Annotated in this window: 19 protein-coding genes; 6 read left to right on the top strand and 13 right to left on the bottom strand. The window is 68.2% G+C overall.

All coding sequences use genetic code 11. The features are described 5' to 3' along the window. The first annotated feature begins 78 nt into the window (after positions 1 to 78). Entirely contained in the window at positions 79 to 1,518 is a 1,440-nt protein-coding gene (gene dbpA, locus NU688_RS23020; protein ID WP_257863129.1) for an ATP-dependent RNA helicase DbpA, read from the top strand. On the opposite strand, the gene NU688_RS23015 is transcribed toward dbpA, so the two are convergent. Then, positions 1,484 to 2,980 carry an MATE family efflux transporter gene (locus NU688_RS23015; protein ID WP_257863128.1) on the bottom strand — a complete coding sequence of 499 codons (1,497 nt, stop codon included), beginning with the start codon at positions 2,978 to 2,980 and terminating at the stop codon, positions 1,484 to 1,486. The genes dbpA and NU688_RS23015 overlap by 35 nt on opposite strands. A 59-nt stretch (positions 2,981 to 3,039) precedes the next feature. Here NU688_RS23015 and NU688_RS23010 point away from each other — a divergent pair, with 59 nt between their 5' ends. From NU688_RS23010 to NU688_RS22995, 4 genes are all read left to right on the top strand, one after another. Further along, positions 3,040 to 3,210, top strand: a complete 171-nt coding sequence (locus NU688_RS23010; RefSeq protein WP_177224862.1) for a hypothetical protein — start codon at positions 3,040 to 3,042, stop codon at positions 3,208 to 3,210. An 85-nt stretch (positions 3,211 to 3,295) separates the two neighbouring features. After that, on the top strand, positions 3,296 to 3,616 hold the full coding sequence (locus tag NU688_RS23005; protein WP_257863127.1) for a hypothetical protein: 321 nt from the start codon (positions 3,296 to 3,298) through the stop codon (positions 3,614 to 3,616). A 15-nt stretch (positions 3,617 to 3,631) separates the two neighbouring features. Then, positions 3,632 to 4,666 carry a MerR family transcriptional regulator gene (locus NU688_RS23000; protein WP_257863125.1) on the top strand — a complete coding sequence of 345 codons (1,035 nt, stop codon included), beginning with the start codon at positions 3,632 to 3,634 and terminating at the stop codon, positions 4,664 to 4,666. 34 nt (positions 4,667 to 4,700) lie between these two features. Then, on the top strand, positions 4,701 to 5,924 hold the full coding sequence (locus tag NU688_RS22995) for an acyltransferase family protein (protein ID WP_257863124.1): 1,224 nt from the start codon (positions 4,701 to 4,703) through the stop codon (positions 5,922 to 5,924). Here NU688_RS22995 and NU688_RS22990 read toward each other — a convergent pair. Next, positions 5,831 to 6,748: a LysR family transcriptional regulator gene (locus NU688_RS22990; protein WP_257863123.1), complete on the bottom strand. Its 918-nt coding sequence runs from the start codon at positions 6,746 to 6,748 to the stop codon at positions 5,831 to 5,833. The two genes, NU688_RS22995 and NU688_RS22990, sit on opposite strands and share 94 nt — an antisense overlap. Before the next feature lie 85 nt (positions 6,749 to 6,833). Here NU688_RS22990 and NU688_RS22985 point away from each other — a divergent pair, with 85 nt between their 5' ends. Then, the gene (locus NU688_RS22985; protein WP_257863122.1) at positions 6,834 to 7,721 is read left to right on the top strand and encodes a DMT family transporter; all 888 of its coding nucleotides are present in this window, start codon (positions 6,834 to 6,836) and stop codon (positions 7,719 to 7,721) included. Here NU688_RS22985 and NU688_RS22980 read toward each other — a convergent pair. The 11 genes from NU688_RS22980 to NU688_RS22930 form a co-directional block, all read right to left on the bottom strand. Beyond that, the gene (locus NU688_RS22980) at positions 7,718 to 8,650 is read right to left on the bottom strand and encodes a fatty acid desaturase family protein (protein WP_257863120.1); all 933 of its coding nucleotides are present in this window, start codon (positions 8,648 to 8,650) and stop codon (positions 7,718 to 7,720) included. The genes NU688_RS22985 and NU688_RS22980 overlap by 4 nt on opposite strands. 71 nt (positions 8,651 to 8,721) lie before the next feature. After that, positions 8,722 to 9,390 carry a GntR family transcriptional regulator gene (locus NU688_RS22975; protein WP_257863119.1) on the bottom strand — a complete coding sequence of 223 codons (669 nt, stop codon included), beginning with the start codon at positions 9,388 to 9,390 and terminating at the stop codon, positions 8,722 to 8,724. Between the two features lie 20 nt (positions 9,391 to 9,410). Continuing rightward, positions 9,411 to 10,694, bottom strand: a complete 1,284-nt coding sequence (locus tag NU688_RS22970; protein ID WP_257863117.1) for an FAD/NAD(P)-binding oxidoreductase — start codon at positions 10,692 to 10,694, stop codon at positions 9,411 to 9,413. Beyond that, positions 10,691 to 10,939, bottom strand: a complete 249-nt coding sequence (locus tag NU688_RS22965) for a (2Fe-2S)-binding protein (RefSeq protein WP_013544291.1) — start codon at positions 10,937 to 10,939, stop codon at positions 10,691 to 10,693. Before NU688_RS22965 ends, NU688_RS22970 begins: the two co-directional genes overlap by 4 nt. Further along, positions 10,936 to 12,039 carry an FAD-binding oxidoreductase gene (locus NU688_RS22960; RefSeq protein ID WP_257863116.1) on the bottom strand — a complete coding sequence of 368 codons (1,104 nt, stop codon included), beginning with the start codon at positions 12,037 to 12,039 and terminating at the stop codon, positions 10,936 to 10,938. The genes NU688_RS22965 and NU688_RS22960 overlap by 4 nt, the downstream gene beginning before the upstream one ends. Before the next feature lie 10 nt (positions 12,040 to 12,049). Next, positions 12,050 to 12,985, bottom strand: a complete 936-nt coding sequence (locus NU688_RS22955; protein ID WP_257863115.1) for a 4-hydroxyproline epimerase — start codon at positions 12,983 to 12,985, stop codon at positions 12,050 to 12,052. A gap of 17 nt (positions 12,986 to 13,002) precedes the next feature. After that, complete coding sequence (locus tag NU688_RS22950; RefSeq protein ID WP_257863114.1) at positions 13,003 to 14,145, bottom strand: branched-chain amino acid ABC transporter substrate-binding protein; 1,143 nt, start codon at positions 14,143 to 14,145, stop codon at positions 13,003 to 13,005. Between the two features lie 36 nt (positions 14,146 to 14,181). After that, on the bottom strand, positions 14,182 to 15,096 hold the full coding sequence (locus tag NU688_RS22945; protein ID WP_257863113.1) for a dihydrodipicolinate synthase family protein: 915 nt from the start codon (positions 15,094 to 15,096) through the stop codon (positions 14,182 to 14,184). A gap of 148 nt (positions 15,097 to 15,244) precedes the next feature. Beyond that, positions 15,245 to 15,928, bottom strand: coding sequence for a glycine zipper 2TM domain-containing protein (locus NU688_RS22940; protein ID WP_257863112.1), 684 nt, complete (start codon positions 15,926 to 15,928; stop codon positions 15,245 to 15,247). Positions 15,929 to 16,036: 108 nt separating this feature from the next. Continuing rightward, positions 16,037 to 17,365, bottom strand: coding sequence for a type II toxin-antitoxin system HipA family toxin (locus tag NU688_RS22935; RefSeq protein ID WP_257863111.1), 1,329 nt, complete (start codon positions 17,363 to 17,365; stop codon positions 16,037 to 16,039). Next, positions 17,365 to 17,886 carry a helix-turn-helix domain-containing protein gene (locus tag NU688_RS22930; RefSeq protein WP_257863110.1) on the bottom strand — a complete coding sequence of 174 codons (522 nt, stop codon included), beginning with the start codon at positions 17,884 to 17,886 and terminating at the stop codon, positions 17,365 to 17,367. Before NU688_RS22930 ends, NU688_RS22935 begins: the two co-directional genes overlap by 1 nt. Positions 17,887 to 18,005 lie beyond the last annotated feature (119 nt).

Below are 18,005 nucleotides of genomic sequence, written 5' to 3'. Positions count from 1 at the left end.
GCGACGAACGAAGGGCCTTGCGGCGCCGAAGGGTGCCGGCAAGGCCTTTGTTTTTCCCGGGTCCCGGCTGCTGAAACGATGACTACGACCACTCCCACAGCCGACGGCCCCCAGGTCGAGAACGGCTTTGCCACCCTGGCGCTCTCGCCCCAGATGCTGGCCAACCTCACCCAGCTCGGCTACACGCAGATGACGGCCATCCAGGCCGCCGCCCTGCCGCCGGCGCTGCTCGGCAAGGACCTGATCGCCCAGGCCAAGACCGGCAGCGGCAAGACCGCCGCCTTTGCACTCGCACTGCTCGCCAACCTCAACGCACGCCGCTTCGCCATCCAGGCGATGGTGCTGTGCCCGACGCGCGAGCTGGCCGACCAGGTCACGACCGAGATCCGGCGCCTGGCGCGTGCGGAAGAAAACATCAAGGTGGTCACGCTCTGCGGCGGCGTCGCGCTGCGCGGGCAGATTGCCAGCCTCGAGCACGGCGCGCACATCGTCGTGGGCACGCCGGGCCGCATCATGGACCACCTGGAGCGCGGCAACCTCGACCTCTCGGCGCTCAACACGCTGGTGCTCGACGAAGCCGACCGCATGCTGGACATGGGCTTCTTCGACGACATCGTGAAAGTCGCGCGCCAGTGTCCGAAGGAACGCCAGACGCTGCTGTTCTCGGCCACGTACCCCGAAGGCATCGCCAAGCTCGCGCAGCAGTTCATGAAGAGCCCGCAGCAGATCACGGTGCAGGCGCAGCACGAAGGCAGCAAGATCCGCCAGCGCTGGTACCAGGTGAAGGACAGCGAGCGGCTGCACACCGTGAGCCTGCTGCTCGACCATTTCCGTCCCGTCAGCACGCTGGCCTTCTGCAACACCAAGCAGCAGTGCCGCGACCTCGTCGAGGTGCTGCAGGCGCAGGGCTTCAGCGCGCTGGCGCTCTTCGGCGAGCTCGAACAACGCGAGCGCGACCAGGTGCTGGTGCAGTTCGCCAACCGCAGCTGCTCGGTGCTCGTGGCCACCGACGTGGCGGCGCGGGGCCTGGACATCTCGCACCTCGAAGCGGTGATCAACGTCGACGTGACGCCCGATTCCGAAATCCACATCCACCGCGTCGGCCGCACCGGCCGCGTGGGCCAGTCGGGCGATGCCGAAGGCCTTGCGCTCAACCTCGCCAGCATGAACGAGATGGGCAGCGTCGGAAAGATCGAGCAATTGCAGGGCCGCGAATCCGAATGGCACGAACTGGCCGAGCTCACGCCCGGCAAGGGCGCGCCGCTGCAGCCGCCGATGGCCACGCTGCAGATCGTCGGCGGGCGCAAGGAAAAGATCCGCGCCGGCGACGTGCTGGGCGCCCTCACCGGCGACTGCGGCTACACGAAGGACCAGGTCGGCAAGATCAACGTCAACGAGTTCTCGACGTATGTGGCGGTGGACCGCGCCATCGCTGCAGAAGCGGCGCACAAGCTCGGCAGCGGCCGGGTCAAGGGCAAGTCGGTCAAGGTGCGCCTGCTGACGCTGCAGGACCAGTAACGGCCACCGGCTGCGGCGTGGCGAGCGCCGCGGCATCGCCATGCGCCGAGGTCGGCGCCACCGGTGCATCGAGCACCGGTGCAAGTGCAGGTACAGGCGCCTTCATCGACGGCTCCTGCCGAGCCAGTTTGGCCGCCAGCCGGAACGCCACCACCACCGCCAGCAACCCGAAGATCGACGAGCCCACGGCCTGTCCGATCAGCACGCCCGCCGCGCCGTGGTGCGAGCCCCACCAGGCGAACGGAATCGTGCCCAGCGTGGCCCGCCCCCAGTTGAAGAAGGTCGACAGCAGCGGATGCCCGAGGTTGTTGAACGACGCGTTCGCCACGAACAATCCGCCCGAAAAGAAGAAGCTCGCCGCGAGCCAGGTGCAGAAGAGCGCGATCAGCTCGGCCGCTTGCCCCTCGGCCGAGAACGCACGGATCAGCACGCCCTGTCCCAACGCCAGCACGAGCCAGGCGACGGCCACCGAGGCCACCATGAACAACAGGCTGTCGCGCAATCCTTCCTGCACGCGCCGGTACTGCCCGGCGCCGAGGTTCTGCGCGAGGATCGGCCCGACCGCACCGCTCAGCGCGTAGACAAGGCCGAAGGCCACCGGACTCAAGCGGTCGATGGTGGCCGCGCCCGCCACCGCCGACGGGCCGAACTGCGCGATCGCATGCGTGACGAACGCGGCGCCCACGGGCGTCGCGAGGTTCGTCAGCACTGCCGGCCCTGCGACGCTCGCCAGGGCGCGCGCATCGCGGGCCAGCTGCGCCGCCTCGAAGCGACCGAGCATCCGGTGCTTCACCATCACGCCATGCAGCCCAATGCCCGCGAGCACGAAGCGCGAGACCACCGCGCTGATCGCCGCACCGTCGAGCCCCAGGCCGAAACCGAAGATCAAGATCGGATCGAGCACCGCCGTCACGAAGGCCGCCGCGAGCGTGACCGTCATCGAGCGGCGCGCATCGCCGATGGAGCGCAAGAGCGCCGAGCACGCCATGCCGAGGCCCAGCAGCGGCAGCGTGTGCACCGTCACCGCGAGGTAGCGCTGCGCGAGCCGCGCCGTCTCGCCCTCGGCGCCGAGCGCATGCAGGGCAGGGTGCAGGAAGAAGGCCGTGCCGCTGCCCACCACCACCGATGCGGCCGTCATCAACACGAGGCTCGAGGTGGCGATGCGCCGCGCATCCATCGAACGGCCGGCGCCCACGGTGCGCGACACCACGGCCGCGATGCCGATGGTGAGGCCGATGCACAGCGACGCATGAAAGAACCCCACCACGCCCGCGAAGCCGACCGCCGCCGCCGTCTCTTTCTCCCCGAGCAGCGAGATGTAGAAGAGGTTGATCAGGTCGACTGCGAACACCGCGATCAGACCGATGGCACCGGTGCCGGCCATCACGCAAACATGGCGCAAGAGCGAGCCCGAAACGAAGCGCGGACGCTCGACGGCACCCGTCGTTTCGGTTATTGGCATATGAAATCCTCGATGTGGCCTAATTGCGGGTTCGAACATTACTTTTACCCGAGCTTTTCATGCCCAAGACATTCCGTACCGAAGCCGAACGCGTTGCCACCCCGAAGCCGACGCCGCTGCCCGGCTACGCCCTGCCCAAGACCGGCGGTGGCCAGAAGGTCAGCCTGGAACGCGGCACCGCGACGCGCAGCAAGAAGAACCCTGGCAAGCGCGCCAAGAAGGGCGGCTGATCCAGCCCCTCTGGCTCCTCCGGAGCCACGACGAACGCGCCCTTGGGCGCGTTTTGTCATTGGGCCAGCTATAAACAGGGCCGCGATGTCCGACGACAACCAGATCTTCATCCCGCCCTCGTTCTTCGCGGTCTACAGCGATGCGCGCCAGCGTTTGAGCGAGCCGATCGGCGTGGTGCGCGCGCGCTACGAGATCTGCGAGGACCTGGCCAGCCACCTCGTGGGCCACGCGCAGATCCAGCACCACACCGAGGTGCCGGTCGAGGCCGAGATCCTGCGGCGCATCCATGCGGGGCTCGCGACGCCGGAATCCGGCGTGTCGCCCACCGAGGCCGAATGGATCGTGCAGCGGCTGGCCGAGCTGCTGGGCTGGCAAGGCCCCGAGCCGGCGCCTTCCGACGACTGACGCAGGAGGCGCGCGATGCTGCTCAAGGTCGGCGAACTCGCCAAGCACACCGGCCTCACGGTGCGCACGCTGCACCACTACGACGCCATCGGGCTGCTCGCCCCCTCGGCACGCTCGGACGCCGGCTACCGGCTCTACAACGCCGCCGACATCGGCCGGCTGCACGCCATCCAGGCGCTGCGGCTGCTGGGGCTTCCGCTGGCGGAAATCGGCGGGCTGCTCGGTGCCGAAAGCGGCTCGCTGCCCACGATCATCCAGCGCCAGATGGCCTCGCTAGACCAGCAGATCGCCCAGGCCACGGCCTTGCGCGAACGGCTCGGCCTGCTCTCGCAGCGGCTCGCCGAAGGCGCCCAGCCCGACATGAAGGACTGGCTCGTCACGCTGGAGCAGATGACCACCTACGGCCGCTATTTCAGCCCCGCAGAGATCCAGTCGGTGATGGCCAACTGGCGCGCCGTGGCCGACCAGTGGCCCCCGCTCATCGCCGAGGTGGCCGCGTTGATGGCGCGCGGCGTGCCCGCCGATGCGCTCGAGGTGCAGCCGCTCGCCTTTCGCTGGATGAACCTCATGGGCCAGTGGATGGACGGCAACTACGACCTCGTCACGCGCTGGGGCGAGATGTACCGGCGCGAGCCGGTGGCGCGGCGCGACGACGGGCCGCCGGCCGAACTGATCGACTACATCGGCGTGGCCATGGGCGCGCGGATGGCCGCGCTGCTGCGTCACCTGGACACCGAAGACCTCGCGCGATTGGGCAAGCCGCCCGAAGACGAATGGCGCCGTCTCGGCGACGAGCTCGCCGCCCTCCAGGCGCGCGGCGCATCACCGGAAGACAAGGCGGTGCAGGCCATCGCGCTCGCCTGGGTGCGGCTCTTCGAGGCCTTCACCGACCACGACCCGGCACTGGCCGTGCGGCTGATGAAGGCCATGGCCACGGAACCGGTGCTGCAGGCGGCCGCCGTGGTCGGCCCCGCGGTGCGCGACTACCTGCTGCAGGCCATCGCCGTGCTTCAGCAAAAAAGTTCGGCGACGGGTCCTTCCACCCCTTGACCCTGACGTTGCGTGAGGCCCAACAGTCGGCCTCATGAACAACGCAAACACCCCTCACCTCCACCCGAGGCTCCACGCGCTCGACAACCTCCGCGCCCTGATGATGTGGCTCGGCATCGTGCTGCACGTGGCCATCAACCACCTCACCATCAATTCGCCGCTGCCCTGGCGCGATCCGCAGACATCGCCGGTGGCCAACCTGCTGCTGCTTTTCATCCACAGCTTCCGGATGCCGGTGTTCTTCGTGCTGGCCGGCTTCTTCGTCGCGTTGCTGGTCGCGCGGCGCGGTGCGGACGGCATGCTGAAGAACCGCGGCCTGCGGCTCGCGCTGCCCTTCGCGATCTTCTGGCCGCCGCTCTTCGTGCTGACCACGGTGCTGGCGATGGTCTACATCCACCTGACCGTGCGCGGCGTGCCGGGCATCGACACCGCGCTGACGCCCGCGCGGCAACCCGGCGGCTCGCCCTTCAACACGATGCACCTGTGGTTCCTCTACCAGCTCTTCTGGTTCAGCGTGTTGGCCTGGGCCGGCGTGCGGCTGCAGCGCTTCGTGCCGATGCGGTTGCGCGGTGCCGTCGCCCGCGGCTTCACGCTGCTGGCGGAACGCCGCTGGGGCTTCGTGGTGCTTGCGCTGCCGCTGGCATTGACAGGCGCCTTCCATCCGTCCGGCATGGTGATGGAGAGCGGCTCGTTCCTGCCGCCGTTGTCCGAGTGGGTGCAGAGCGGCCTGTTCTTCGTGTTCGGCTGGTACCTGCATCGCGATCAGGAGCGACTGCTCGCACTATTCGCTGCGCGCTGCAAGGGCCATGCGTTGGCCGGACTGGCTTTCTTCGTCGCGACGGTCGCACTGCTGGGCGCGCTGCACGGGCCCGGTGCGCACCGCCTGCCGCACCCCGAGTTCTGGATCGCCTTCGCCTACAACGCGACCTCCTGGCTCTGGAGCATGGCGCTGATCGGTGGCTTCCTGCGCTACCTGCCGCGCCAGAACGCGGTGCTGGCGTACCTCTCGCAGAGCTCGTACTGGGTGTACCTGGTGCACATGCTGGGCACCATCGGCTTCGGCATCCTGCTGTTCAACGCGCCCTTCGGCGCGGTCACGAAGATGGGGCTCAACATCGCGGCCACCTCGCTGGTGGCGCTTGCGAGCTACCAGCTGCTGGTGCGCTACACGCCCATCGGCAGGCTGCTGAACGGCCGGCGCGCCGAGAAGCGCTCGACCAGGAAGTCGACGAAGGCGCGCGTCTTGACCGCCAAGTGACGCGAGGGGTAGACGGCGTAGACGGGCGTCCGGTCCGCCTCCCAGTCTTCGAGCACCGCCTGCAGGCGCCCCGACGCCAGTTCCTGTTCAACGTAGATGCGCGGAATCAGGCTCAGGCCGAAGCCCGCGAGCACCGCGTCGCGCACTGCAATGCTGGAGCTGACCTTGTAGCGCCCATCGATGGGCACCGCCACGCTGCGGCCGGCGCGGCTGAAGGTCCACTTGTTCGCGTGGCCCGACAGGGTGAACTGCACGCAGTTGTGGGCCTTCAGGTCTTCGGGCGCGGCGGGCCGGCCGGCGGCGGCGAAGTAACCGGGCGCGCCGCACAGCACGTGGGTCATGGTCATGAGTTCGCGCGCGACGAGGCTCGAATCCTCGAGCCGGTCGCTGCCGCGGATCGCGAGGTCGTAGCCCTCGCCGATCAGGTCCGTGAGGCTGTCCTGCAGGTTCAGCTCGAGCCGCAAATTCGGATAGCGGCTCATGAAGACGGGGATGTCCGGCGAGATGCAGGTGAGCGCGAAGGTCAGCGGCGCGCTCACGCGCAGCACGCCGCTCGGGCTCGTGCCCATCGGGGCGAGCGCGGCATCGGCTTCGGTGAGCTCGTCGAGGATGCGCGACAGCCGCTCGTGGTACGCGGCGCCGGCTTCCGTGAGGCTCATGCTGCGCGTGGTGCGGTTGATGAGCCGCACCTTCAGGTGCGCCTCGAGCTCCGCGATGTTCTTGCTGACGGCCGCGGCCGAAAGCCCCATCTGCCGCGCGGCGCCCGCGAAGCTGCCGGTGCTCGCGGTGGTGCGAAAGACCTTGAGGGCGGTGAGATGGTCCATGCCGGATCGATTGACAACTGCAGGTGGATGATCAATTCATTATTCCGGCATTCACAACCCATGGTCAACGGACTAGATTCGCGCCATGACCCGCCGAACCACCGACGTGCTCCTTACCGCCACCGCGCCCGCCATCTGGGGCAGCACCTACATCGTCACCACTGAACTGCTGCCGCCGAACTACCCGCTGACGGTCGCGCTGCTGCGTGCGCTGCCGGCGGGGCTCTTGCTGCTCCTGATCGTCCGCCAGCTGCCCGAGCGGGCGTGGTGGGGGCGCATCTTCGTGCTGGGCGCGCTGAATTTCTCGATCCTCTGGGCGATGCTGTTCGTCGCGGCCTACCGCTTGCCGGGCGGCGTCGCGGCAACGATCACCTCGGTGCAACCGCTGCTCGTGGTGTTTCTCGCGAGCGTGTTCCTGGGCTCGCCGATCCGCGCGCTCTCGATCGCAGCGGCGGTGGTCGGCATCGGCGGCGTCGCGCTGCTGGTGCTGACGCCGAATGCCGCGCTCGATGCCATCGGCATCGCCGCAGCCATTGCCGCCGCGGTGTCGATGGCCTTCGGCACGGTGCTCAGCCGGCGCTGGCAGCCGCCGGTTTCGGCGCTGACCTTCACGGCGTGGCAACTGACGGCGGGCGGCCTGCTGCTGTTGCCAGTCGCGCTGCTGCTGGAGCCGCCGCTGCCCGCACTCACCATGCAGAACTGGATCGGCTTCGCCTGGCTCGGCCTCGTGGGCGCCGCGCTGACCTACATCGTGTGGTTCCGCGGCGTGGCGCGGCTGGAGCCTTCGGCGATCGCGCCGCTGGCCTTCCTGAGTCCGGTGACGGCGGTGATCCTCGGCTGGGCGCTGCTGGGGCAGAGCCTGTCGGTGCTGCAGGTCGTGGGCATCGGCATCGTGATCGCGAGCATCTGGCTGAGCCAGCATGCGCAGCGCGGCGCGCAGCCGCCGGTGCTCGCGAGGCCGGTGCCCCGTTAGGCCGGCTGCGCCGCCGTCGCCTGCTTCAGCAGGTGCAGGTAGCCAGGCTGCACTTCCATCCGATCGGTGATGCCCCTGCGCAGCAGCAGGCGGTGCGCCTTCGGCAGCGCCCAGCAGGGCAGGTTGGTGAACATGTGGTGTTCGCAGTGGTAGTTGACCCAGTAGGGCGCGATGAAGATGCGCTCGACCAGGTTGGCATGCGTGGTGCGCGCCTGGCGCAGCGGATCGGCCTCGTTCTGTGCCACCAGCGCGTGCTCGGCGATGTTGCGCACGCGGCTCACCAGCGGCAGCCAGGTCGCCATCGGCAGCAGCCACATCAGCACCCAGGCCCACCAGTAGCCAGCCACGGCGAAGGCCAGCAGGCCGAGGCCGTTACCGATGAGGAAGCGCCGGTCCTTCGCGATCTCGCCGCCGAACACCTTCAGCGCCGATTCGCCCGGCGCGCGCCGGCGGATGCCTTCGGCGATGTGGCCGAAGCGCTGCTTGAAGAAGGTCTGCCCGCTGAGGTCGCGCACGACCTTGCGCCACATCGATTCGCGCGTGATCGGGAAGGGCGCCGACAGCACGAGGTCCGGGTCTTCGGTCTGCTGCACGAAGCGGTGGTGCTGCAGGTGATAGGGCCGGTAGTCGCGCAGCGTGTACGAGCACAGCCAGTGGCCGACCCAGTCGTTGACCTTGCGGCTGCGATGCAGGCCCGCATGCGCCGCGTCGTGCATGAGGATGAAGAGCCCCAACTGCCGCGCGCCGACGATGGGCACCATGAGCGGAATGGTCCACGGCCACACGATGCCCGCGAGCATCGCGGCGCCGATCACACCCCAGCAATGCGCCACCAGCCACAGGCCCTTCCATGACGAACGGCTGGTGAGCGACTGCCACTCTTCGGGCGTGAAGAAGTCTTCGGGTTGGGCGCGGGGTGCGACGGCCATCGGGCCAGTATGCGCTGGGGGCCGCGGCAAATCACGCGTAGTTCCCCGGTGTGGAAATGCAGTCCTTCGACCTATTTGTCGATGATCTTGCGGGCGAAAAGCTCCAGGTAATCCATGAGGCGTTCGGCGCCTGCAACCGCCGCAGCTTCGTCGCCGGTCGCGATGCCCTGCGCAAGTTCGAGGTGCGCGTTCGCGCCTTCGACGATCTCGCCTTCGTGCTGGTAGGCGTACCAGAAGCGGCGGCATTGCACGATGGGCGGGATCACCGCCTTCACCGCCGAATCGTTGTGGCTCGCCTGGTGGTTGACGAGGTCCAGCGCGTGGTCGGCGCGCATGTAGTCGGTCAAGTCGCCGCGGCCCGCGGCCTCGACCATTTCCTCGGCGCAGCGCACGATGTCCTTGCGCTGCAGCGCGGTGGCGCGGCGCGCCGAGCAGCCCGCGATCACGCGCTCGAGCACGCGCCGGGTCTGGATCACGTCGAGGTGGTCGGCCAGGTCGATGGCCGACACCAGGAGCCCGCGGCGCGGCTGCTGCACGATGAGCCCGATCGACACCATGCGCATCAGCGCCTCGCGCACCGGCGTGCGGCCAAGGCCCGTGCGCTCGGCGAGGTCGGCCTCGACGATCTGGCTGCCGGGCTGCAGCTGCATGGTGGACAGCAGCGTCTCGATGGCGTCGTAGGCCACGTCGGCGGCGCGGCGCTTGGGCGGGGGGCGGGGAGTGGTCTTCGGGGGGGCCATGGTTGTTCTCGGATGCTGCCTCATTGTCGGGCGTCGCCCTCGCCAACCAAACCCGCCAGCGTCGCGATGCGCACCGGCGACAGCGGCGGGCGCGGCGCGGGCGGCGTCCAGCCGAAGAGAAACTGCGCCGCATCGCCGCACACGCGACCCTGGCAGGCGCCCATGCCGCAGCGGCGGTGCAGCTTGGCATCGGTCCAGCCGGTGCAGTCCGCGAGCGCGGAGAAGGGCACGTCTTCGCAGCGGCACACGAGGGTGTCGGGCTGGGGCATCCGTTTGATCTCCGGGGCCAGCGCGAAGCTGCGGTGCAGTTGGGCGGCGAACGCATTCCAGCGGGCGCGTTCGCCTTCATGTTGTTTCGCGGCGCGCTCGTTGCCGACGGCTGCATAGCCGGCGATGGAACCTTGCGCGAGCGCGCGCTCGCTGCCGCCGAAGCCGGTGCATTCGCCGGCGGCGTAGACATCGGGCAGGCTGGTGAGTTGCCGCGTGTCGACGGCCAGCGCCTGCGCGCCGACACCTTCGGTCGTGAGGGCGCAGCCGAGCAGGCGGCCGAGTTGCGTGTTGGGCGTGAGGCCGAAGCCGCAGGCCACGCGGTCGCAGGCGATTTCCACCTCACGGCCACCTTGAAAAAGCCGAACCGACTCGACCTGCGTGCTGCCTTGCGCCGAGACGATGCGCGACGAAGTGCGGTACTGCGGATCGGCCAGCGTCACCGACTGCGCGGCCTTGCCCGGCCAGCGCCAGAGGTTCGCGGCGAAGCCCGCGACGGCAGCGAACGAAGCCTGCTCCGCGATGCGCACGACCTTCGCGCCGGCAGCGCGTGCAGTGGCCGCAGCGGCGAGCAGCAACGGCCCGCTGCCCGCGATCACGATGCGCTCGCCTTCGACCGGCAGGCCCGCCTTGATGAGCGCCTGCAGGCCGCCCGTGCCCGTCACGCCGGGCAGTGTCCAGCCGGGAAAAGGCAACAGCAGTTCGCGCGCGCCGGTGCAGAGAATCAATTTCTTCCACCGCATGCGCCAGCCGCGCTCGGCGTCTTCGAGCAGCAGTTCGTTGCGGGCAGGCGCGGCGATCACGCGCGTGCCGCTGCAGACGCGGATGTTGGCGTGGCGTTCGAGCGCATCGCGCCACTTGCGCGCGGCCGCGGGCAACGAGGCGCCGGGGCCGTCGCGCCAGATCTGTCCGCCGGGCGCGGGGTTGTCGTCGATCACGACGATCGATGCGCCGCTCGGCGCGGCAGCGACCGCCGCCGCCATGCCGGCCGGGCCCGCGCCGACGATCAGCACATCGCAGTGTTCGAGCGCGGTCATTCCGAAGTCTCCACGCGCATGCCTTCACCGCAGACCGTCTGGCAGGCGAGCCGGCGCCGGCCGTCGATCAGTACGCGGCATTCCTGGCACACGCCCATGCCGCAGAACGGTGCGCGCGGCTGGCCGGTGACGGAGGTGCGTGCCACGCCCATTCCGCCCGCTATCCGCAGTGCAGCAGCAACCGAACTGCCCGCTTTCACGCGCACCAGATTGCCATCGATGTGCAGCAAGGTGTGGGCGCTCATGCCATCTCCAGCAGACCACGCGGCGCATAAGGCGCCGCATCGAATTCAGGTGCGGCACCTGTCATCAGCGCCGCGAGCAGGTGCGCGCTGCCCGGCGCGGTGGTCACGCCCAGGCCTTCGTGACCGACGGCGAGCCAGAGCTTCTCGCGCCAGGGGTGCCTGCCCAGCAGCGGCAGGCCATCGGGCGACGCTGCGCGCATGCCAGTCCACGAACGCACCGCGTTGAGGTTCGCGAGCCCCGGCAGGTAGTCGAGCGTGCGCTGCAGCATGCGCGCGAGCATCGGCGCTTCCACGGCCGGGTCGGTCGTGTCGAACTGGCGCGAGGAGCCGACCAGCAATTGCCCCGTCGGCCGCGGCTGCACATTGAACGCGACCGAGTCGCCCTCGCTGTGGTGTGCGCTGGTCACGTAGCCGAGCTCGACGAGCTGGTGATGCACCGTGCCCGGGTAGCGGTCGGTGATCAGCAGGTGGCCCTTCTTCGGGCGGATCGGGAGCTCGGGGCAGAGCGTCGTCGCCTCGATGCCGTTGGCCAGCACGATCTGCGGGGCGCTGCGGTGGCTGCCGCCCGCGAGCCGCAGCGTGCCGTCGTCTTCGATGGCCTCGACTTTCGCGTGTTCGATACGGATGGCATCGCCGCCTTGAGCGAGCAGCCAGCGTGCCGCGTTCGGCGCGTAGAGGATGCCGTCACCCGGCACTTCGAGCGCGCCCGCGAGGCCTTTGCGCAGTGCGGGTTCGGCACGCGCCAATGCGGCGGCATCGAGCAGGCGGGCGGCTATGCCGTGTTCTCGCAGGCGCTGCTGCTTGCGTTCGGCCTCGGCCATTTCTTCTGCGTTGGCGGCGATCCAGAGCGTGCCGCAGGTGCTGTAGGCGCAGTCTTCGGGCATGTGCGGCGCGAGGGCGCGCCATCGCGCCGTCGAATCGCGGCTCAATGCGAGTTCGGCCGGGTTGTCGTCCATCACCACGAGGTGGCCCATGCCGGCGCCGGTGGCACCGCCGATGCGCGCATCGAGCACCAGCACGTTGCAGCCGGCCTGCGCCAGCGCGTGTGCGCAGGCGGCGCCGACGATGCCGGCGCCGATGACGATCACATCCTCGTTCATGCCAGCGGCGTCAGAGCCGGATGCCCCATCCGAACGGGTCTTCGTCGTCGACCAGCAGCGTGGCCTCGGCGCTGATGTGCGCGCGGCCGCGCAGCGTCGGGATGACCTTGTCGCCGTCCAACGCGTAGCTGGCCTCGAAACGGCTGCCGATCACGCTGGCCTGCGTCCAGGTCTCGCCCGGCGCGAGCTTGCCGTCGGCGGCGAGGCAGGCGATCTTGGCACTGGTGCCGGTGCCGCAGGGCGAGCGGTCGTAGGCGTTGCCGGGGCAGAGCACGAAGTTGCGGCTGTCCGCGCCGTCGCCATCGTTCGCGAAGAGTTCGATGTGATCGATCTCCGCGCCGTCCGCGCCCGTGATGCCCTGTGCTGCGAGCGCTTTGCGCAAGGCGGCCGTGTAGTCGGTCAGCGCGGCGAGGTTGTCGCTCGTCACGCGCTGGCCGTGTTCACTGACCAGGAAGAACCAGTTGCCGCCATACGCCACATCGCCGCGCACGGTGCCATGGCCCGGCAGCTCGACCGCCACCTGGTGCAGATGCCGGTACGCCGGCACGTTGCGCACGCTCACCGAGCCGTCGGTATGCAGCGTGGTCGTGACCGTGCCGACCGGCGTCTCGATGCGGTGCTCGCCCACGCCGATGCGCCCCATGTGCGCCAGGCTCGCGACCAGCCCGATGGTGCCGTGGCCGCACATGCCCAGGTAGCCGGCGTTGTTGAAGAAGATCACGCCCGCGGCGGCGTCGGGCGACACCGGCTCGCACAAGAGCGCGCCGACCACCACGTCGCTGCCGCGCGGCTCCAGCACAGTGGCCGCGCGCCACCTGTCGTGCTGGTCGGCCAGCAGTGCGCGGCGCTCGGCCATGCTGCCGCCACCCAGGTCGGGAAACCCGCCGATCACAAGGCGCGTGGGCTCGCCGCCCGTGTGCGAGTCGACGATCTGGATGCGTTGCATGTTGTGGCGTCGTCCGTTCAGTAGCTGGCGATGGGGACGGGGGCGGCGTTCTTGAAGGTGAACACCGTGATCGGCGCCTGCTTCATGTTGCCCTTGTCGTCATACGAATAGGTCGCGGCCACGCCCTTGTAGGTGTCCTTGTAGAGCTGCGCGCCCACCTTGTCGGGGTCGATCGAGTTGGCCTTCTTCATCGATTCGCCGATGAACAGCACCTGGTCGTAGTACGAGGCGGCGTAGGCATCCGCATCGGCGTTGAAGCGCTTCTTGAACTTCTCCTTGAAGGCCGGGCCGCTCTGCGCCTTCTCGAGGATCGAGCCGCCCTGTGCGCAGTACACGAGGTCGTTGACCGCATCGCCGCCGAGCTTGCCGGTGGCGGGGCTGCAGACGGTGTCGCCGCCCAGCAGCTTGCCAGGCACGGCGAGCTGCTTCATCTGGCGCGCCATCGGGGCGGCCTGCGGTGCATAGCCGCCGAAGAAGATCGCCTCGGGTGCCTTGGCCTTCAGGTTGGTCAGGATGGCGGTGAAGTCCACGGCCTTGTCGGTGGTGAATTCCTTGCCGACCACGGTCAGGCCCTGCTTCAGCGCCTCCTTGGTGAACTCTTCGGCGAGGCCCTGGCCGAAGGCGGTGCGGTCGTCGATGACGCCGACCTTCTTGACCTTCAGCTCCTTGGCTGCGTACACGGCCATGCTGGAGCCGATCTGGTTGTCGCTCGCGATGATGCGGTAGAGGTTCTTGTAGCCGCCCTGCGTGACCTTCGGGTTGGTGCCCACGGTCGAGACCATGGTGCCGCCGTCGCTGTAGACGCGCGAGGCCGGAATCGCCACGCCCGAGCAGTACGGGCCCATGACGAACTTGACGCCGTCGTCCACGAACTTCTGCGCCACGCTCACGCCGGTCTTGGCATCGCACTGGTCGTCTTCGGAGACCAGCTCGAACTTCAGCGTCTTGCCGCCGACGCTGAGCTTCTTGGCGTTGAGCTCCTCGATGGCCAGGCGCACGCCGTTTTCATTGTCCTTGCCCGCGAACGCATTGGGACCCGAGAGGGGACCGCTGTGGCCGATCTTGACGACCTGCTCCTGCGCGCTGGCCTGACCTGCGATGGCGAGCGCCACCAGGCCGATGCCGCCGATGAATGGAACCATGCTTGCTTTTGTCTTCATGCTTCTTCCTAGGTTGGGACAATGAAAGGGCGGTTATTACACAACCGATTGGTACTGCACCGGCCGCGTCGAGAGCGCCTTTTTCACGACGCGCTCGATGAAGGCGCGCTCCTCGCCGATGAGCGGCAGGCGCGGGCGGCGCATGTGCTCCGTGCCCACGCCGACCAGGAGGTCGATGAGCTTCAAGTTCTGCACCAGCTTGGTCGATACATCCAGGTGCAGCATCGGCGTCATCCACTGGTAGAGCTTCAGCGCCTCGGCGAACTTGCCGGCCTTCATCAGGTCGTAGAGCGCCACGGTCTCGCGCGGGAAGGCGCAGCCCACGCCGGCCAGCAGGCCATCGCAGCCGAGCGCCAGGCCTTCGTAGGCGAGGTCGTCCACGCCGAGGAACAGCTGGTAGCGGTCGCCCACCGTGTTGCGCAGGTCCGTGATGCGGCGGATGTTGTCGGTGCTTTCCTTGATGGCCGCGATCCACTCGCAATCGGCCAGCTCGACCATGTGCTCGGGCTTCAAGTCCACGCGGTAGGCCACCGGGTTGTTGTAGACCATGATGGGTTTCTGCGCGGCGTTGGCGATGGTGCGCACGTTGAGCATGGCTTCGCGCGCGTCGGCCACGTAGATCACCGAGGGCATCACCATGAAGCCGGCCACGCCGAGCTTGTTGGCGCCGTCCACGTAGCGCAGCGCCTCGCGGGTGCTGGTTTCCGACACGTTGGCCAGCACCGGGATGCGGCCGTCGGCGGCTTCGAGCGCGATCTTCGCGACCTGCAGCTTTTCTTCGAGCGTCAGCGTGCTGGCTTCGCCGAGCGAGCCGCAGGTGACGAGGCCGTGGATGCCGTTGCGGATCTGGAAGTCGATGTGGCGCGCGGTGCCCTCGGCATCGATGCTCTCGTCGGCGTGGAACTTGGTGGTGATGGCGGGGAAGATGCCTTGCCAGCGGGGATTGCTCACGGGTTGCTCCTGGGGTGTGACGGTGGGAAAGGTCTGCACTTTAAATATATTAAGGATATATCGTCAAGCTCCGCGTGGGCAAGCGCTCTTCCGGACCGCGTGGGTTGTGTGATATCGCCGGGTGGCTCGCAAGCCGCTGGCGCCGCTTTTACTTGTGGCCGTCCGCCGGACGCAGCAGGCCTTTTCGGAGCGTGACCGGCTTGCCGATCGGCGGCGCGGTCTTCGTCTCGACCGTGCGCAGCGAGCCGTTGTCCATGCGCACGGCCACCTGGTAGACCGTCACCTTGCGCACGTGCTTTTCGACGGCATTGCCCGCAAAACCGCCACCGACCGCACCGAGGACGGTCGTGGCGACCCGGCCGTTGCCGTGGCCGAACTGGTTGCCCACCAGTCCACCCACCACCCCGCCGGCCACCGCGCCCACGCCACTGGTCGGCTGGGCGCGCTGCACCGGGTGGACCGATTCGACGTGGCCGCAGACGGCGCAGGGCGGCGGCGCGGCGGCCTGCGCCGGCTCCGCAGCGACGGGGCCTGGACCTGCAGCCGCTTGCGCCGCCGCGACCCGGGGCGCCTCGACAGGCGCGGCCGGTGCATTGCCCGCAGGCGGCACCGAGGGCAAGGCCGGGCGCGCGTCAGGCTTGAAGTCATCCGGCGCCTGCGTTGATGGCGATGTGGCCGCAACCGCCATCGGCGGCGGGGCACCGGCAACCTGCCCTTGCCGATGCAGAAGCGTTCCGCCCAGCGCGATCACGGCGGCCCCGAGCACGCCGATGGCAATCCACAAGGCCTTGGGCGATTTGCCCGCAGGCGGATGGGGTGATGTCGAGTCCATGAGAGATGTCCTTTCAGTCCGAGCGGATGCGTCGGAACTCATGAAAGGAGCATGGCCGCGGCAAGGCCGTTGTCAATTGACCGGCGTCCTACAACGCGGCGCGCAGTGTCAGGGCACGGTGCCAATCGCGGCGATTCCCGCGAGAAATCTTTTCGCCTCGCTGCGCATGCCCTGCGAGACGGCCTCCCAGGTGCGCTGAGGAAAGTCCGCGGGCAACGCCGACTCGACTTCGCCCAATGCCTCGTCAAGCGACTCCACCATATCCAGCATGGCATTCCACACGTCGATGCCGCCGTTCTTCATCGCCAGCCGGTGCCAATGGCGCGTCTGGATGGTGTGGAAAAGGTAGTGCTTGCTTTTGGAGCGAACCGCCATGGCCAGGCCCGCCTTGCGCGGCTGGAACTGGTTGGGGCCGTTGCCGAAGTAGGGCCACATCGAAATGATGTCGTAGAGCGGCGTCATGTCGTAGACGTCGCCCTGGTACAGGCGGACCGAGAAGTTCTTGGCGTGGCCGTCTGTCGCGGCGAGAAGAAAGAAAGCCAGCTGGGTCAGCAGGAACCGGGTGCGGTCGTCGGCGCTCCGGCTTCCTTGCAGGAGCTGCAGGCAATTGGGCATGCCGGGGCCTTCGTCGTGCTCGTACTTTTGGGTCGACGGCAGCCCCATGGCCTGGCAAAAATCTTCTTGCGGCAGGCGCGCGATCCATGCGCCGCCGTCCATCCGCTCGCGATCGAAACGCTCCACCACCAGGACCGTCTGGCCCTCGAAAGTCGCCATGGATGTAGGCGCCACAGCCAGGCCGAGCGCCTCGACGATCTGCGCGCAAACCCATTCGTTCTGCACCGAGTCGGATGCGTCCACGCGCCTGGAGCCGCCGATGAGCCCGAGCGGCAACTTGATGATGTGCGTGGTGGGCGTGGCGCCGTGCGGGCGGCACCACGCGCCGTCCCAGCGGGTCAGGGCGGTCTTTTCCTGCGCACCGGCAAGGGAGATGCGAAACAGGTCTTCGTCGCGCATGCTTTCGGGGGTGGCGTCGGACGGCACGGCCCGCAGCAGCTCGGCGATTTCCTTGTCGCCCAGGGGCTCGCAGTTCATTGCGTTCCAGCCTTCGGGCTCCACGCCTTCAGGCAACAGCTGCACGGCGCCGACGCAGTCACGCCCGATGGCTTCGAGCAGGTCGAAGGTGTCGATGTCCTTGAGCTTGAAACGGTGGCCCAGGCGCACCCGGATCCCGATGTTGTCGGGCAGCAGGTTGTCGAAGTAGTTCCTGACAACGTCGCCCCGGACTTCGAGCGTGCTGTTGATCGGAATCGACAGCGACAGCGATCGCTGTCGCGGCGATTCCAGCCATCCGGGGTGATACCTGAACGTGTGGGAATCGCGATCGACAGACCAGGTGCCGACCAGCTCCCCGTTCATCCACGCATTCAGCGCCTGCATCACCAGGAGCCCGTCTTTGACCGGATGACGAAGCTGCGGCGCGATGTCGGCTTGACGTCCTTGCCCGGGTTCAGGGCTTGAAGCTGCCGGAGCAATGCACCCGGCGCGGTCGATCGAACCTGGGCTGCCCCGTCCTCGGACGATTGCGCAGCCGCAGCGTCCGGCTCTTCCGGAGACAACGTCGCCAGCACGGACCCGTCATTCATCTTCCGGGTCGCCCACCCCGCGGGGACGTTCACGGCCGTGTCCTGGGGCAACGCGTATTCCGGGCGCTCCTCCATGGCGTACACGGGGCCGCTTGAAGGCGCTTCGTCCCGCAAGTAGAAGGACGCCCCCAGCGCCGACAGAAGCTTCGCCAACTGCTCGAGACCGACAGCACCGGGATTCGCCTCGATCTCTGCGATCCGGGCCTGGCTGACGCCGACGAGCGCACCCGCTTGCGCCTGTGTCAGGCCACGTTTTTTTCGCAGCGCCTTCAGGTGGGGCCGCAACTGGTCGACGAAGCGAAGGGGATAGTCCATCTTGCAAGCAAGATATCGGCCCTGGCTTGTTTTGTCAACATACAAGCTTTGGCATATTTTTACTGATTACAAGCCCAAGCTTGTATCAGCTGAAAACAAGACAAGTCTTGTAATTCACA

The organism is Variovorax sp. ZS18.2.2 (assembly GCF_024701975.1).
Lineage (GTDB): Bacteria > Pseudomonadota > Gammaproteobacteria > Burkholderiales > Burkholderiaceae_C > Variovorax.
The sequence above is the reverse complement of the archived record's forward strand: the minus strand, read 5'-3'. Positions and strand labels throughout refer to the sequence as shown.

Coding starts and splice junctions, on each gene's coding strand:
- NU688_RS23015 (WP_257863128.1), bottom strand. CDS start 2,980: ATGCCAATAACCGAAACGACGGGTGCCGTCGAGCGTCCGCGCTTCGTT.
- NU688_RS23000 (WP_257863125.1), top strand. CDS start 3,632: ATGCTGCTCAAGGTCGGCGAACTCGCCAAGCACACCGGCCTCACGGTG.
- NU688_RS22935 (WP_257863111.1), bottom strand. CDS start 17,365: ATGCAGGCGCTGAATGCGTGGATGAACGGGGAGCTGGTCGGCACCTGG.
- NU688_RS22995 (WP_257863124.1), top strand. CDS start 4,701: ATGAACAACGCAAACACCCCTCACCTCCACCCGAGGCTCCACGCGCTC.
- NU688_RS22950 (WP_257863114.1), bottom strand. CDS start 14,145: ATGAAGACAAAAGCAAGCATGGTTCCATTCATCGGCGGCATCGGCCTG.
- NU688_RS22940 (WP_257863112.1), bottom strand. CDS start 15,928: ATGGACTCGACATCACCCCATCCGCCTGCGGGCAAATCGCCCAAGGCC.
- NU688_RS22955 (WP_257863115.1), bottom strand. CDS start 12,985: ATGCAACGCATCCAGATCGTCGACTCGCACACGGGCGGCGAGCCCACG.
- dbpA (WP_257863129.1), top strand. CDS start 79: ATGACTACGACCACTCCCACAGCCGACGGCCCCCAGGTCGAGAACGGC.
- NU688_RS22960 (WP_257863116.1), bottom strand. CDS start 12,039: ATGAACGAGGATGTGATCGTCATCGGCGCCGGCATCGTCGGCGCCGCC.
- NU688_RS22975 (WP_257863119.1), bottom strand. CDS start 9,390: ATGGCCCCCCCGAAGACCACTCCCCGCCCCCCGCCCAAGCGCCGCGCC.
- NU688_RS22970 (WP_257863117.1), bottom strand. CDS start 10,694: ATGACCGCGCTCGAACACTGCGATGTGCTGATCGTCGGCGCGGGCCCG.
- NU688_RS23010 (WP_177224862.1), top strand. CDS start 3,040: ATGCCCAAGACATTCCGTACCGAAGCCGAACGCGTTGCCACCCCGAAG.
- NU688_RS22930 (WP_257863110.1), bottom strand. CDS start 17,886: ATGGACTATCCCCTTCGCTTCGTCGACCAGTTGCGGCCCCACCTGAAG.
- NU688_RS22965 (WP_013544291.1), bottom strand. CDS start 10,939: ATGAGCGCCCACACCTTGCTGCACATCGATGGCAATCTGGTGCGCGTG.
- NU688_RS22985 (WP_257863122.1), top strand. CDS start 6,834: ATGACCCGCCGAACCACCGACGTGCTCCTTACCGCCACCGCGCCCGCC.
- NU688_RS22980 (WP_257863120.1), bottom strand. CDS start 8,650: ATGGCCGTCGCACCCCGCGCCCAACCCGAAGACTTCTTCACGCCCGAA.
- NU688_RS23005 (WP_257863127.1), top strand. CDS start 3,296: ATGTCCGACGACAACCAGATCTTCATCCCGCCCTCGTTCTTCGCGGTC.
- NU688_RS22990 (WP_257863123.1), bottom strand. CDS start 6,748: ATGGACCATCTCACCGCCCTCAAGGTCTTTCGCACCACCGCGAGCACC.